This is a genomic window from Microbulbifer sp. ABF4_107 (assembly GCF_056312215.1).
The window spans coordinates 2,070,376-2,085,033 of sequence record NZ_CM149983.1; the positions used below are offsets into that span (position 1 = coordinate 2,070,376).

Annotated in this window: 14 protein-coding genes and 1 pseudogene; 8 read left to right on the forward strand and 7 right to left on the reverse strand. The window is 58.3% G+C overall.

Annotated features, from left to right (window positions below; genetic code table 11):
- Positions 1–72 precede the first annotated feature (72 nt).
- From ACYX4K_RS08550 to ACYX4K_RS08560, 3 genes and pseudogenes are all read right to left on the reverse strand, one after another.
- Positions 73–1,068 (reverse strand): annotated as a pseudogene (locus ACYX4K_RS08550) (segregation and condensation protein A); the annotation flags it as partial.
- A 54-nt stretch (positions 1,069–1,122) separates the two neighbouring features.
- Positions 1,123–1,746, reverse strand: coding sequence for an L-threonylcarbamoyladenylate synthase (locus ACYX4K_RS08555; RefSeq protein ID WP_475092539.1), 624 nt, complete (start codon positions 1,744–1,746; stop codon positions 1,123–1,125).
- A 139-nt stretch (positions 1,747–1,885) separates the two neighbouring features.
- Entirely contained in the window at positions 1,886–2,782 is an 897-nt protein-coding gene (locus ACYX4K_RS08560) for a PHP domain-containing protein (RefSeq protein ID WP_475092538.1), read from the reverse strand.
- 297 nt (positions 2,783–3,079) lie between these two features.
- Here ACYX4K_RS08560 and ACYX4K_RS08565 point away from each other — a divergent pair, with 297 nt between their 5' ends.
- The 8 genes from ACYX4K_RS08565 to ACYX4K_RS08600 all read left to right on the forward strand — a co-directional run bounded on the left by ACYX4K_RS08565 (position 3,080) and on the right by ACYX4K_RS08600 (position 9,567).
- Positions 3,080–3,832 (forward strand): VC0807 family protein, encoded by a 753-nt coding sequence (locus ACYX4K_RS08565; RefSeq protein WP_475092537.1) that lies wholly within the window; start codon positions 3,080–3,082, stop codon positions 3,830–3,832.
- A 92-nt stretch (positions 3,833–3,924) separates the two neighbouring features.
- A complete protein-coding gene (locus ACYX4K_RS08570) occupies positions 3,925–4,224 on the forward strand; it encodes a YciI family protein (protein WP_475092536.1) in 300 nt (99 codons plus the stop codon).
- 47 nt (positions 4,225–4,271) lie between these two features.
- On the forward strand, positions 4,272–4,955 hold the full coding sequence (locus tag ACYX4K_RS08575) for a TIGR04211 family SH3 domain-containing protein (protein WP_475092535.1): 684 nt from the start codon (positions 4,272–4,274) through the stop codon (positions 4,953–4,955).
- Between the two features lie 103 nt (positions 4,956–5,058).
- Entirely contained in the window at positions 5,059–5,694 is a 636-nt protein-coding gene (locus ACYX4K_RS08580; RefSeq protein ID WP_475092534.1) for a peptidylprolyl isomerase, read from the forward strand.
- Positions 5,691–6,446 carry a pyridoxine 5'-phosphate synthase gene (locus ACYX4K_RS08585; protein WP_475092533.1) on the forward strand — a complete coding sequence of 252 codons (756 nt, stop codon included), beginning with the start codon at positions 5,691–5,693 and terminating at the stop codon, positions 6,444–6,446. The genes ACYX4K_RS08580 and ACYX4K_RS08585 overlap by 4 nt, the downstream gene beginning before the upstream one ends.
- Positions 6,447–7,319: a Rossmann-like and DUF2520 domain-containing protein gene (locus ACYX4K_RS08590; protein ID WP_475092532.1), complete on the forward strand. Its 873-nt coding sequence runs from the start codon at positions 6,447–6,449 to the stop codon at positions 7,317–7,319. It abuts the gene before it with no gap.
- Entirely contained in the window at positions 7,316–8,086 is a 771-nt protein-coding gene (locus ACYX4K_RS08595) for a TrmH family RNA methyltransferase (RefSeq protein WP_475092531.1), read from the forward strand. Before ACYX4K_RS08590 ends, ACYX4K_RS08595 begins: the two co-directional genes overlap by 4 nt.
- A 365-nt stretch (positions 8,087–8,451) precedes the next feature.
- Positions 8,452–9,567, forward strand: a complete 1,116-nt coding sequence (locus ACYX4K_RS08600; protein WP_475092530.1) for an OmpA family protein — start codon at positions 8,452–8,454, stop codon at positions 9,565–9,567.
- Positions 9,568–10,068: 501 nt separating this feature from the next.
- On the opposite strand, the gene ACYX4K_RS08605 is transcribed toward ACYX4K_RS08600, so the two are convergent.
- From ACYX4K_RS08605 to ACYX4K_RS08620, 4 genes are all read right to left on the reverse strand, one after another.
- A complete protein-coding gene (locus ACYX4K_RS08605; RefSeq protein WP_475092529.1) occupies positions 10,069–11,076 on the reverse strand; it encodes an ABC transporter ATP-binding protein in 1,008 nt (335 codons plus the stop codon).
- An 8-nt stretch (positions 11,077–11,084) separates the two neighbouring features.
- Positions 11,085–12,596, reverse strand: a complete 1,512-nt coding sequence (locus tag ACYX4K_RS08610) for an ABC transporter permease (protein WP_475092528.1) — start codon at positions 12,594–12,596, stop codon at positions 11,085–11,087.
- Complete coding sequence (locus ACYX4K_RS08615; protein WP_476178820.1) at positions 12,593–13,642, reverse strand: type 2 periplasmic-binding domain-containing protein; 1,050 nt, start codon at positions 13,640–13,642, stop codon at positions 12,593–12,595. Before ACYX4K_RS08615 ends, ACYX4K_RS08610 begins: the two co-directional genes overlap by 4 nt.
- 93 nt (positions 13,643–13,735) lie before the next feature.
- Complete coding sequence (locus tag ACYX4K_RS08620; RefSeq protein WP_475092526.1) at positions 13,736–14,554, reverse strand: hypothetical protein; 819 nt, start codon at positions 14,552–14,554, stop codon at positions 13,736–13,738.
- Between the last annotated feature and the right edge of the window lie 104 nt (positions 14,555–14,658).

The window sequence follows — 14,658 nt, forward strand, 5'->3', positions numbered from 1 at the left end:
CTCGCTGTGGAAAGCATCGGCCTCACCGGTATCCTCATCGCCGGGCACCTCTTTATCCGAGGCTTCCGACACTTCGCCGCGAGCGCGTACGTGAATGGGCCCAAAGGCGTCATTCTGTACCAGCTCCAGCAGAGACTCCTTCACCAGCTCCATTACCGCCAGAAAGGTCACCACGACCCCGAGGCGGCCTTCTTCCGCCCGAAACAGGCTGACAAATGGCACAAACTGGCGGTGCTTGATCTTGTCCAACACCTGCGTCATGCGCTCACGGGTAGAGAGCTTTTCTTTCTCTACCTGGTGACTTTCAAACATGTCCGCGCGACGCAGAACGTCCGCCAGGGCGACCAGCACTTCTTTCAGGTCCACCTCTGGCTCCGGCCGGGTCAACTTGCGATCCGGGCCGCTGGCACTGGCCTGATGGATATCACGGCCCACCCGGGGCAGCTCATCCATATCTTCCGCTGCCGTCTTGAAGCGCTCGTATTCCTGCAGGCGCCGAATCAGTGCAGCGCGAGGATCCTCACCCTCTTCCTCCTCCGCTTCCGGCGGGCGCGGCAGCAGCATGCGGGATTTGATTTCAGCCAGCATGGCGGCCATCACCAGATACTCGGCGGCCAGCTCAAAGCGTATGGAGGTCATCATATCCACGTAGGCCATGTACTGGCGCGTGATGTCCGCCACATTGATCTCGAGGATGTCCAGGTTTTGCCGGCGGATCAGGTACAAAAGCAGGTCGAGCGGACCTTCAAAGGCCTCGAGGATCACTTCCAGAGCATCTGGCGGGATATACAGGTCACTGGGCAGGTCGGTGAATGCCTTGCCCTCTACCATGGCGAACGGCATTTCGCCCTGTCGTGGGCTCGCGGAGGTGTCCTGCTCACCGGAAGACCCGGGCTCGTCCTCTGCCTCGGAAGTGCTTGCCGCACCCGTTGTCTCTGCGGTCGCGGACGTATTGCTGAGCTCGCTGGCCGCAGGCGCCTGCTCGGCCACAGGCACTGTCTCAGCCTCGACGGAATCGGCCGCTACGACTTCATCTAATTCTTCACTGGACACACAATCACCGGACATCTAAGGGGCAGCGCGCGCCGGAGCCCACGCCAAACGCGCGATTATACATCAGCGTCAGCCGAGAATTTCATCAATTGCACCACATCCCTGACGCACCAGTACCGGCTCGTCACCGGTGAGGTCCACCACGGTGGTCGCTTCGAGGCCACAGAATCCGCCGTCGATGACCAGCTCAACCTGATGCTCCAGGGTATCGCGGATGTCGTAAGGGTCGGTGAGCGGCTGTTCCTCCCCAGGCATGATCAGACTGCAGCTCATCAGGGGCTCACCAAGTGTGCTGATCAATCCCTGCACGATGGGGTTGTCCGGCACCCGCAGGCCAATGGTCTTGCGCTTGGCCTGGACCAGGCGGCGCGGCACTTCGGAAGTGGCCGGCATGATAAAGGTGTAGGGCCCCGGAGTGTGGTTCTTGAGCAGGCGGAACATCTGGTTGTCCACCTTGGCGTAACTGGCCAGTTCAGACAGGTCCCGGCACATCAGGGTAAAGTTATGATTCTTGTCCAGCTGGCGCAGGGCGCGAATGCGCTCCACCGCCATTTTTTCACCCAGACGGCAGCCGATCGCGTAAGCAGAATCCGTGGGAAATACGATTACTCCGCCAGACGCGACAATATCGGCCGCCTGACTGATCAGACGCGCTTGCGGGTTTTCCGGATGAATCTGGAAGAATTGCGCCACTACCTACCCCCTGGTTCTCAAAGCGCAGAGCAACAGCTGCGCAACAATTGTTTATTGGCGCCAGTTTGCCACAAACACCTCGGACGAGCAGCCTCCCCCGCGGCAAGCACCGGCCGAGCGACACCGCGCGTGACACTCGTTAACTGCGCCACAGCGTCCATACGGGCTCGACACTGCCTGGCAAATGCACACTGCCCAGTGCCCGCCAGGGCTGATCGGGCTGATGGAAATCGCTACCCAGTGAGGCAAGCAAAGACCGGCCACCCTGAGCAGCCCGGTCATCAACCTCGGCCATCAATGCCTGGATCTCCCGGGTCTGAACCGGGTTTTGCTGGCCGCACACCACCTCCGCGGCATCACCCCCGGCAGCATGAAAATCTTTAAGAAGCGCCAGCAGGCGGGTGCGGGTCAAACCGTATTTCAGGGGGTGGGCAAGTACCGCGGCGCCGCTCGCCCCGTGAATCGCCGCCACCGTTTCCCTCAGATCTGGCCAGGGAACCAGCACGTCACCGATCTTGCCGGTGCCCATATACCGCTTGAATGCTTTGGCGGTGTCCGCCACATGCCCCTCGGCCACCATCCAGCGAGCAAAGTGCGGGCGACCGATCTCTTCCCCGCCGGCGAGCGCGCGGGCGCCTGCAAATGCGCCCTTGAAGCCGCGTTTTTCCAGGCGCCCCGCGATTTCCAGAGCCCTCTGCCGCCGCAGCTTGGCGCGTGCCGAAATCGCTTCCTGCAGGACCCCGGACGTACAGTCGATATTTAGCCCGACAATATGAACCACCCGTCGCCCCCAGCGCGCGGTAAACTCGATACCGGGCATCAGCGCGACACCTTCCGCGGCGCCAGCGGCTGACGCCTCATCGATCCCGGCCACGGTGTCGTGATCGGTCAGCGCTAACAGCGTCACGCCAGCGGATTTCGCCCTCGACACCAGCGCTGCAGGACTTAAAATACCGTCCGACGCAGTGCTGTGGCAGTGCAGATCGATTTGACCAGATAGCGCCTCGCTGGTCACGACGGATCGGGCAGTGTACATATCAGAGTCCATAACTCGTGTTAACTTGTGTGGCAATGGTGTGTGGCGTTGGGCCGGCCTGAGAGGCGCTGCGAAATTGACGCCAAACGGAACTGTTTAGCCCCGTTACTGTCACAGTAACTCGCAGGTTAAACCGCCGATGCAGCCGTCACCGTGGCGCGCCACAGACGCCCTACTGACAGGCCTGCCACTTCAACCGGTTTACCGGTTTCAGGGATAAGGCCCCACACGGGGGAAAGTTACTTCGCCACTGACAGCTGTACCGTCAGCCAGCGGGCATTATCACCGGAACAGAAGATGACTGATAGCAACCAGACCCACTCAGATACGGCGCAGCCCGCCGCATCCCCAGAAAACACTGCCGACAAGCCCCACAAAGAAAGCTTGCTGGGCAACCTGCTGCTCAACATCGTCATCCCTACCCTGATTCTTACCAAACTGTCAGGCGATGACTGGCTGGGCACCAAGTGGGCCATCGTCGTGGCCCTGGCATTTCCTCTTGGATACGGCCTGCGCGACCTGCAACGCTCAGGCAAGGTTAACTTTTTTTCCGCGTTGGGCGTGATCAGCATTCTGCTGACCGGCGGCATAAGCCTGCTGGAGCTGGATGCAAAATATATCGCGATCAAAGAGGCCGCCATTCCCGGGCTGCTCGGTGTACTCACCATTGCCAGCCTGTACACCCGCTGGCCGCTGGTACGCACCCTGATTTACAACGACCGGATTCTCGATACTCGCAAAATTGCCAACCGCCTCGCAGCCAAAGGCAACGAGACCGCGTTTAATCGCACCCTGCAACAGGCTTCGTGGATGATCGCCGGGTCCTTCTTTCTGTCGTCGACCCTGAATTACATTCTTGCGGAAGTGTTGCTGCAAAGCCCCCCGGGCACCGCAGCGTTTAACGAAGAGCTCGGAAAGATGACCGCGCTCAGTTTCCCGGTAATCGCCCTGCCCGCCACCATCATTCTGATGCTGGTGCTGGTGTTTCTGTTTCGCCGAATCGGCAAACTGACCGGGCTGACGCTGGAAGAAATTATGGTGCAGCAGTAACGCACTCTCGCGAGCAAAGAGTTAAAGCGAACTGCCACCCGAAACACGACTATCGCCGAAAACGATAACGAACCAGGATTCCGATACAGATTATGTGGTACGCCATTATCAGCCAGGATGTCGAAAACAGCCTGCCCCTGCGCAAGGCCGCGCGCCCCGAGCACATCGCGCGCTTGAACGCCCTGAAGGATCAGGGACGCCTGTTGATCGCCGGCCCGCACCCGGCCATCGACAGTGAGGACCCCGGTGAAGCGGGCTTTACCGGCAGCCTCGTGGTCGCAGAATTTGCGTCACTGGCAGACGCGCAAAGCTGGGCCGATGCCGATCCGTATATGAGTGCCGGCGTTTACGCCTCTGTCACCGTCAAACCGTACAAGCTGGTTCTGCCCTGAGCCGACCTGCGACACCATAACTATTTGAGCTTCCGATTTCCCCGACCATGAAGAAACTGATCTCCACACTCACCGCCTCCCTGATCGCTCTTGCGGCAAGCCACAGCCAGGCCATCAGCTCCGAGCGCTATATTACCGATGAGCTGCATGTGCCCATGCGCTCTGGTCAAGGCAATGAGTTCCGCATCCTGCACCGCGGCCTCCCCAGCGGCACCAAATTGACCCTGCTGCAAGACTCCCCGGATACGGGTTGGGCACAGGTGCGCACCCCCGGCGGTGAAGAGGGCTGGATACGCCGTCAATACCTCGAGTCCGAGCCCGTCGCCAAGATCAAACTGGCCCAGGCAGAACAGCGCCTCGAACATATTGAAAGCATGCAGGGCGATCTAGGTGGTGAAGTGCGCCGTCTGGAAGAGGACAACACCAAACTCACCACGGCACTGAAAATCGAGCAGGAGCGCGCCGAGGCGTTGGCGAAAGAACTGAAGGAACTGAAGTCACTGTCGGCAGACGCGGTTGCACTGAACCAGCGCCACCAGAACCTGCTGAACCAGCACGAGCTGCTCAAGCAAAAGCAAACCATGAACCAGGCTGAAATTCAGCGCCTGTCTTCCAGTGACTCCCAGAAGTGGTATATGTACGGCGCCATCTCGGTACTGCTCGGTGCGATTCTGGCCATGGTTGCGCCGCACTTCAAACCGCGCAAACGCAATTCCGAATGGGCCAATTAAACGGAATTTTCCCTTCACCGAACGCTGCGGTTAGAATCTCAAGGCCCGGTTACCCACCGGGCCTTTTTGTGTTTGTCATTTGTATTCGCCATTGGAAGAGAATATGAAATACCTCCCCACCTTTCGCCCTCTGCTAAAAACTGTCTTTACAGGATTCTTGCTGGGCCTTTCCAGCCTGGCACTGGCGGTTACCAATAACCCGCGAGTCGAGCTGGAGACGGATCTCGGCACCGTCGAGCTGGTGCTGTATGCGGACAAGGCACCGGCCACGGTGGAGAACTTCTTGAATTACGTAGACAGCGGCTTTTACAACGGCACAATTTTTCACCGGGTAATTCCCGGCTTTATGGCCCAGGGTGGCGGCTTCACATTCGACTTCCAGGAGAAGCCCACCAACGACCCGATCAAAAATGAATCGGACAACGGCCTGTCCAACGAGCGCGGCACCATCGCCATGGCGCGCACCAATGATCCGAACAGTGCCACCTCACAGTTTTTTATCAACCTGGTGGACAACAGCCGACTTGACGGCAGTGCCGACAAACCTGGCTACACCGTATTCGGCAAAGTGCTGCTTGGCATGAGCGTGGTACAGCAAATTGCCGCCGAGCCCCGCGGTCAACACAAGGCCTTCCGCGATGCACCGAACATGTCAGTGCGTATACTGAAAGCCAAACGTAAAAACCCGGACGCCGCGCCTTCCGGGGAACAGCAGACCAGTGGAGAAAACGCACAGTGATTGATCTCAGCGTCAACCTGAACAAAATCGCCCTGATTCGCAATTCTCGCGAAGGCAACTACCCGGATGTGGTCGCCCACGGGCGCACCTGCCTGGACTCCGGCGCCAACGGTATAACCGTGCACCCGCGCCCGGACCAGCGACACATTCGCCCGGGTGACGTGCGCGATCTCGCCGCCCTTTGCGCATCGAGGGGCGTAGAGTTCAATGTCGAGGGCAACCCGTTTGCGGGCCCGGCGGGTACATATCCTGGCTTACTGCCGCTGGTATTGGAGACTCACCCCCAGCAGTGCACCCTAGTACCGGACAGTGACGATCAGCTCACCTCCGACCACGGGTTTGATCTGACCCGCGACGGCGCACGCCTGGAACCCATCATTCAACAGCTGAAGGAAGCGGGTATTCGTGTCAGCCTCTTTATGGATCCCGACAAAGCTCAAATCAGCCTCGCAAAAGACGTCGGTGCCGATCGCATTGAGCTGTATACCGGCCCTTTCGCGGAAGCGGTGACAACCCAGAGCCCCGATGTCGATCGCATTTTTGCGGAACACTGCGCCGCCGCGGAGCACGCCCTGCAATTGGGCCTCGGCGTCAACGCGGGCCACGATCTGAACCTGATCAACCTGCGTCGCTACCGCACCCTGCCCGGCTTACAGGAAGTGTCTATCGGCCACGCATTGACAGTAGATGCCATCAGCATGGGACTGGCCGACGCAGTGGCCGCTTACGCGACCTGCCTGGCAGGAAAATAATTGCAAACACTGAATATCATTGGTGCCGGCAGGCTGGGGCAAACACTTGCCGCCCTGTGGCACCAGCGCGGCTTCCTCGAGATCGGCGGCATCCTCAATCGCCAGACAGGCAGTGCCGCGCGTGCGCGGGCGTTTATCGGCGCAGGCAGGGTCATCGATGACTTGCAGCAGATGCCCGCCGCCGATATCTGGATGCTGGCAGTGCCAGACGATCAGATTGCAGCCACAGCGAAGGCACTGGCGCCGACTCTCCGCAAGCAGAATACACAGCCTCTGGTATTTCACTGCAGTGGCGCACTCCCCGCATCGACACTTGCCGCATGTGGCGCACAGAGGCTGGCCAGTGCACATCCGGTGCACAGTTTTGCAGATCCGAAGCGCTCACTGGCGGACCTGCCCGGCGCCACGGTAGCACTGGAAGGCGCTGCACAAGCAGTAGAGATACTGGAAGGCGCTTTTCTCGCACTGGATTGCCAATGTATTCACCTCAGCCCCGCACAGAAAGTGCTCTACCACACCGGATCGGTGATGGCGTGCAACTACCTGACAGTCTTGTTGGATCAGAGCCTGCAGGTTCTTGATGCCGCGGGTATTGACCGTGAAACCGCCATGCACATGCTGGAACCCATCGTGCTGCAGACCGCGCGCAACAATTTCTCTCTCGGCCCGCAGCAGGCACTGACCGGGCCACTGGTCCGGGGAGACCTGGAGACGGTTGCGCGGCAGGTAAAGACCCTGCAGCAAACCAGCCCAGATACGGCGCGGGTTTACCAGACACTGGGGCTGGTGGCATTGCCACTGGCGAAAAAAGCCGGGCTGAGCGAAGATGCGCTCCGCCAATTGCAAACCATTCTTGACGAAAATCTATCGTGACCGACTCACCCGAATACCTGAAAAAGCGCGCCTTCTTTGACAGCCTGCTCACCATTTACGGTCGCAAACCGGTACTGGAAGCACTGGAAGACAATGCGCTGCCGGTCCACAAGCTGCATCTGGCTGACAGCAACCGCAAAGACCAGCTGATTTCCCGTATCGAGCAGCTAGCGGCGGACCGGGGCATCGAAATTGCCCACTGGGACCGAAAAGGCCTGTCGCGAATCTCCAAAAATGTCCGTCAGGATCAGGGCGTGGCGCTGGATCTGGCACTGCCCAAATACGGCAGCGCCGAGCGTTTTCTGCGGGAAAATGACGGCAAGCACTTTGAACTGCTGGCACTAGATGGCATTACCAATCCGCAAAATCTGGGCATGATTATCCGCTCGGCCTGTGCCGGGGGTATCGACGGCATCCTGCTGCCGAAAAAAGGTTGCGCGCAAATCGATCCACTGGTGATCAAGGCGAGCGTCGGCACCCTGTTCAAGACGCGCATCCTGCGCTGCGACCAGCTGGGAACCACCCTGGAAAAGTTCAGTGCGCAAGGTGCCCGCGTATGCGCCCTCTCCTCCCACGCCCCGGATACCCTGGGCACACTGGACTCAACGGCGGCGACCATTTTCGTCCTGGGCAACGAAACCCACGGGGTGAGCCCTGCAGTGGAAAAATCCTGCACCCACCGCATTCGTATTCCGATGCAAAACGATGTGGAAAGCCTCAATGTAGCCATCACCGCGGCCCTGATCAGTTTTCGCCATCAATTCTGAATCTTCGGGCAACTTCACAACGTCATTTTATTCCGAACATCCTACCCCGGCTGTCGCTGCCGGGGCATGCGCCCGCCTCTCAATTTGCCGCAGTTTCACGCCGAACCCACAATCCAATATCAACACGTAAATTTTCGCGCCATTTATCACCCTCCCACCTCTATAGCACTGGCAAAGTCGCGGAGATCAACTAAAAGTAACGGGAAGAAGTAAAAGTGCTCGAATCAGCAACGAGCTTCTAATTTTTTTCTGACTTGGAGTGCGTTCGATCTCAAGAGCTCTCAACATGCACCCCATAACCCGACGCCTCTGACACCAGCGTAAAAAAACGATCTCTGCAAATGAAAATGCCAAGGAAGACTTCTATGCCTTTCAAAATCTTTACCCCCAAAACCTCCGCGGGGATCACGCTCGCCGCCGCAATGATCGCCAGCACACAGCTTGCCGCCCAGGAAACCAGTTATATCGATATCATGGCTGTGGGCACGCGCGTAGACCAGGACCGCCACACCGAGCGCCAGGGTGCCGGTGCGCGGGCCGCCTACGGTTGGCAGACCAGTGGCAACTGGTTCACCGAGGTGCAGCTGTTTGGCGTAAAACTGGATGAAGACGACAATCAATTCCAGCCTGAGCTTCAACCCACCGATAACCCTTACATTTTCACCGGTAGCCTGACACCGTCCGGGGATGTAGAACTGGCGGGCCTGGGGATGGATGTGGTGTATCACTTCAACGGCCGCCAGGGGTACTCTCCCTTCCTGCTGGGCGGTGTCGGTGTATCCCACAACAACACCAAGTTCGATTATGGAATCCAGGAAACCAACGCCTTCTTCAACCTTGGTGCCGGTATTGTCAGCGGCCCGATCAGCGATAACGGTGTGAAAGTACGCGCGGAAGTGCGCTACCTGCGCGACTTCTTTGCCGGTGATATGAACGACTACCAATTCGGTATTGGCATCAGTATTCCGCTGAATTGCCCGCCTCCGCCCGCCCCTACCGTGGCCTATGCCCCCCCTCCCAAAGAGGAACCCGTAGAGCAGATCAATCTGGATGACGATGGCGATGGCGTACTCAACCAGAACGACCGCTGCCCAAATACCTTGCCCGGTGCGGAAGTGGACGAATTTGGTTGTGTGGTTGCCGACCAGACCATCACTCTGGAGAACATCCAGTTTGAATTTAACTCTGCCAAGCTGACCCCACGAGCGGAAACCGCGCTGGATATGGTGGTGCAATCGCTGCGTAGCCAACCAAATACCCTGGTGGAAGTAGCCGGCCACACCGACAGCAAAGGCAACGACGGTTACAACCTGCGCCTTTCCGGGCAGCGGGCGGAGTCTGTGCGCAAGTACCTGGTCTCCCGCGGGGTGAATACCTCACGCATTACCGCCAAAGGGTACGGTGAAACCAAACCCGTCGCGTCCAATGCAACGGAAGCCGGCCGCGCACAAAACCGCCGGGTGGAATTGAACTTCCGCTGATCTGACCAATTGATTCTGTTGCGTTTGCCCCCGGGCAGCGCCCGACAGACTTACAGAGCAGTAGCACAAAAGCCGGCAGTTGCCGGCTTTTTTTATTCACAATCCACAGAAACTGTGGATATGTCTGTGAGCAACGTACGGGAAAACGCCGCCAGCCCGCATGACTCCGTTGTAACCACTTTGTGAAGAAAATTTAACCAAATTAAATTTTCATTACAAATCAGTCACTTACAAATGCTTTCAAAACAGGGTTGACAAATTTCCGCTGTAACTAAACCCCCTGATCGGTTCACACGTCACTGTGGAAAGCTTTTTCGACTAGCCCGAAAGAGCTATCAAAATTCAAGGTTTTTTTGATACAGAAGGCGCCAGACTGGTCGTCGCCCCCAATGCGGGCACAGATTGCGTAGTGGTCAGTCAGGTAGCACCAACAAATTGCGTAGGAAGGGGAGATTCGCGCCGCCGAATGCGACGCGAAGCGATAACAGCCGCCTCAAGGATCTAACGGGCGAAGGCTGCCAGCGGGTGAGTAGTGGTAATAGCCATCTGTACACGGGCCCCGGGTTCCGCATGTATCTCGTGGCTGGTGCGGACCTTGAGCTGCACGCCATCGGCAATCTGCACTGCGAACAGGCGCGAGCAGCCCTCGTAGCGCACCCAGTCCACTACACCATTCCCCATCTCTGACGGGATCAGAGACAGGTCATCCGGGCGCAATAGCAAGTCCACGCTGCCACTCGCACCATCGATCGGAATACCGGGGGCAGGCCCCAGAGCAGTGGTTACCTGGTGCCCTTCCAGCGCGCCGGGAAGAAAACTGGCCTCACCGAGAAAGCGCGCAACGAAACGGCTCGCTGGCTCGGCAAAACACGCTTCCGGAGTATCGAGCTGCTCAAGCTTACCGCCGTTCAATATTCCCACACGATCCCCCACGGAAAGTGCTTCTTCCTGGTCGTGAGTAACCCAGATGGCGGGAATGCCCGCGGCCTTGAGGGCCTCGCGGATTTCCCAGCGCAGGCTGTCTTTCAAAGCGGCATCGAGATTGGAAAGCGGTTCGTCCAGCAGGATAAACGCGGGCTGATGCGCAATGGTCCGCGCCAGGGCAACCCGCTGCTTTTGTCCACCAGACAGGCTTGCAGGCTTCGCCTGCCGGAAATCTTCCAGCCCCAGTAACTTAAGCCAGTGATCGGCCAGCGCGGTATCCTTGAGGCGGAAGCAGACGTTTTCCTGCACCGTCAGGTGGGGAAAAAGCGCAAAATCCTGAAATACCATTCCCACATTGCGCTTTTCCGGTGGTACCGGTTGCCCGGCAGTAGAGCGCCAGCTACCCAGCGCGATCTCCCCTTCAGACACAGGGATCAATCCGGCCAGCGCCTGTAGAATGGTGGTTTTGCCACAGCCGGTGGGGCCAACAAGCATCAACACCTCATCCTCTCCGAGGGCAAGGTTGAGATCATCCACCACGCGAGTGGAACCGTAGTCGACAGACAAGTGGCTTACGTTCAGCATTACCGCAGTTATTTTCCTGAAACTTCAAGTTCGGCCCGGCGCTCCCCGGACAACATCAATGCCAGCCCCAGGGCCGACATCAATACCAGCAACAACCCGGGAATGGCCGCGCGGCCAAAATACCCCGCTTCGTACACTCGCCACAAGTAGGTTGCCAGCGTTTCAAATCCGGTGGGGCCCAGCATCAGCGTGGCGGGCAGCTCGCGCATGGCCTCGAGAAAAACGAGTGCCGCACCGGCAATCATGCCGCGCATGGTCAGCGGCAGCGTCACCCGCTGAAACGCCTCCCGCGGGCTCGCCCCCAATACGCGGGCGGCTTTTACCAGGCTGGAATCCAGCCCTTCCGCGGTAGAACGCACGGAACCTACCGCCAGCGGCAAAAAGCGCAGCACATAACACAACACCAGCAATCCCAGAGTCTGATACAGGAACGGCAGCTTGAGGCCGACGTAAACCAGTGCGGTCCCCATGACGATGCCCGGTACACCAAAGCCGAAGTAGGTCACCCGCTCCATAACACGACCAGCCCGGCCAGCAATCGCCGCGTGGGCCACGGGAACAGCCAGTACCACAGCCAGAAGCGCCGCTAGAAAAGAAGCGTGCGCGGAATTCCAGGCGTAACGCAGATCGAACCCGCTACTGCCCTCACGGGCCAACCAGACGGCAAAAATGGCTAGAGGCAGCACCACCGCCAGCAGGATCACCGGCGAGACCACCAGCCCAATAAGCAGCCGCTGAGCACGGTTGGGCCACAGTGTCAGGTGCCGCCCCGGTTTCTCGCGGCTGCCGCGTACCCGCGATTCGAGGAATAGCACCAATCCAACAATCACCAGTAACTGCAGGGAAAGCATCGCCGCCTGACTCAGGCCAAACGCGTTGTACTCGACGAAAATCACCCGGGTGAAGGTATCCAGGCGCATGATCGCCGGAGTACCGAAATCTGAAAGCGTATACAGAGCCACCAGCAGCCCACCGGCGGCTATCCCCGTGGCAACACGCGGCAATACCACCTTCCACAGGCTCATTCCGAGCGACATACCAAGAGTACGCGCCGCATTCACCAGGCTCGCATCCAGGCTCAAAAGTGATGCGCGCGTCGTCAACATCACAAACGGGTAGGAATACAGGATCATGACCAGTGAAGCACCGAGCAATCCGTCCATCGCGGGCAGCGGTATCCCCAGCAGGCTGTGGATTTCACCCCCGCGGCCAAACGCAGCGTAAATGGTAAAAGCACCGATATAACTGGGAATTGCCAGCGGCGCAGCCAGTATCACCAGCCACAACCGCCGCCAGGGAAACTGCGCATAGGCGGTGACCAGTGCCAGTGGTACGCCAATCAGCACCGAACCGAGCACAGTAAATGCCATCAACAAAAGTGTGTTGGAAAGCACACGGAGGTTATGCGCATCGAACAGTGCCGCCTCGTCGGCGGCCAGATCGACCAATACACCAATAGGCAGAATGGCCAGCAGCGCGATCAGCGCTGCCAGCGGATAGGAACTGGGCCAGCGGGTCATAACACCCCGATTCGGCGCATCAGGTTGAGTGTGGGACGCAAATCCGCCAACTGGGTGAGATCTAACTTGGGCGGAGAAATGGTATTTAGGGCAGGCAATCCCTGCGGCGGCTGTACACCATTTACCAGGGGGATTTCATAGGCCTCGCGAGCCAGATAAGACTGCACTTCCTGAGTCAGCAGGTAGCGAATAAAGTTGATCGGCAGATCCCCCTCACTCAACGCCAGAATACCCGATGCATTCACCAGGCAACCCGCATCATTGTTGGTAAATGCCAGATCCACGTTTGCATCCGGCTTGCCACTTTTCAGGCGCAAGGTGTAATAGTGGTTGGCGAAGCCGATATCCACTTCACCGCGCTCCACGCCCATCACAACACCCAGCTCACCCGCGTAGCTTTTGGCCCGCTGGCTGATGCCCTTGAGCCAATCGGCAGTTACCTTCTCACCTTCCAGCAAGCGCATTGCGGTCACAAAGGATTGAAAAGACGCATAGGCCGGCGCCCATCCAATGGACAGGTCACTGTCCGGCAATGCCATGACACTGTCGGGAATACGATCGGGCGCCACACGTTCGGTGTTATAGGGCAATGTGCGGATACGGCCTGTGACCGGCGCCCATTGCGGATATTGGAAACCCGGCTTCAATTGACCGGTGAGGTCTGCCGGCAGAGCCCGCGCAAGCCCCGCATCGGCGACCAGGCCGATCGCGCCGGAATCCACCGCCCAGAATACATCCGCCCGTCGCACCCCGGCCTTGGACTCGGCAACAATCGTATTGGCCAGAGCAGCGGTAACACCGCGGCGGATTTGCAAATTAAATTTAGGATTGCGCTTGCGGATCGCGTCGAGAACATTTTCATAAAGCCCGCCCTCGCCGCGCCCCAGGTAGAGGGTAAGATCCCCCTCCAGCGGAGGCAACTGGTCGACTGACAGGGCCGTTTTTTTCGCATCCGCAGCCAGCGCGGAAAATGGCAGGCATCCCATGGCTCCAGCCACGGCAAAACTATTTAAACAGGCACTACGTAAAAAAGCTCTGCGCTGCACGGATGGTCCTTATTCGATTCGATGGGACGGGGCCAGAAGCCGCTCGACTGCGGCTTCCTCGTGTATGCCCTTGGGTTAACGCACATGGGGCAGTTAGAAAACGTCCTTGCGCTTTTTCTCGGCGGCAACCAGCAGCGCCTTGGCGCGGTCGATTTTAACCTGCATGGACTCCACGACCTTGCGTACGTCATCGACGCTGGATTTACCGTTCAGCGCCTGCGGCAGAGTCACATTGAAGTCTTTCTCCAGATCTTCCACCAGAGCAGCATCCTGCTCGATCAACGCACCTTCTACCCCTTCGAAACGGTGCAGGTAAGTATCGTGAACGATGGTGGTCGCGGCTTCTGGCAGCTTCTCGGCGTATTTGGCCACGACGCGATCCAGGCGATGCTTAATATCGTCCAGCGTCTCCGGCATGGTGGTAGGCTCGGATTCCGTTGTCTGGATTTTGGCCAGCAAGCCCTTCTCCTGGAACTGGGACGCAAGCTTCACCGCTCCCAACGCCTGCCAGAAAGCACTGTTCAGCTTGTCCTGCTCGGCGCGCACTTCAGCTACCGGCTTACCCGCTTCAATGGCCTGCTTGATACCATAAATGCCCTGCCAGATATTCGCGTAAACAGGTACATAGTTGGTTTCGATCGCGGAGTGGAAATCCACCTCTTCCCAGAAGTCGATCAGCTGCTGGGTCTCTACTGCCTTCTGCCCCTTCGCTTCGTATGTATCGACTACGCCGTCATATTTTCCGACCAGCCAGCTTACCTCTTCCGAGTACTGCCCCAGATGTCCTTTCAGGTCATTTACGTGGTCGCCGATTTCACCGTTGGCTGAAGCATATACGGCAGCCAGCATGGAGAGCAGGCCAAGTACCAGCCCTTTTCCGCGGCCAGCCCGCACTTGTTGTTGAGATTGCATGGTCACTCCTGAAGTTCAATTTTCGCAAATGATACTTATTATCAAAAACAAGATAAAGCATCAAAGCTTGGCCTTGCATCGCGCACGGACGGTTGCAGCCAGAA

Bases quoted from the DNA above. Each gene is read 5' to 3' on its own strand.
- ACYX4K_RS08560 (WP_475092538.1), bottom strand. From the start codon at position 2,782: ATGTACACTGCCCGATCCGTCGTGACCAGCGAGGCGCTATCTGGTCAA.
- ACYX4K_RS08565 (WP_475092537.1), top strand. From the start codon at position 3,080: ATGACTGATAGCAACCAGACCCACTCAGATACGGCGCAGCCCGCCGCA.
- ACYX4K_RS08570 (WP_475092536.1), top strand. From the start codon at position 3,925: ATGTGGTACGCCATTATCAGCCAGGATGTCGAAAACAGCCTGCCCCTG.
- ACYX4K_RS08575 (WP_475092535.1), top strand. From the start codon at position 4,272: ATGAAGAAACTGATCTCCACACTCACCGCCTCCCTGATCGCTCTTGCG.
- ACYX4K_RS08580 (WP_475092534.1), top strand. From the start codon at position 5,059: ATGAAATACCTCCCCACCTTTCGCCCTCTGCTAAAAACTGTCTTTACA.
- ACYX4K_RS08600 (WP_475092530.1), top strand. From the start codon at position 8,452: ATGCCTTTCAAAATCTTTACCCCCAAAACCTCCGCGGGGATCACGCTC.
- ACYX4K_RS08605 (WP_475092529.1), bottom strand. From the start codon at position 11,076: ATGCTGAACGTAAGCCACTTGTCTGTCGACTACGGTTCCACTCGCGTG.
- ACYX4K_RS08610 (WP_475092528.1), bottom strand. From the start codon at position 12,596: ATGACCCGCTGGCCCAGTTCCTATCCGCTGGCAGCGCTGATCGCGCTG.
- ACYX4K_RS08620 (WP_475092526.1), bottom strand. From the start codon at position 14,554: ATGCAATCTCAACAACAAGTGCGGGCTGGCCGCGGAAAAGGGCTGGTA.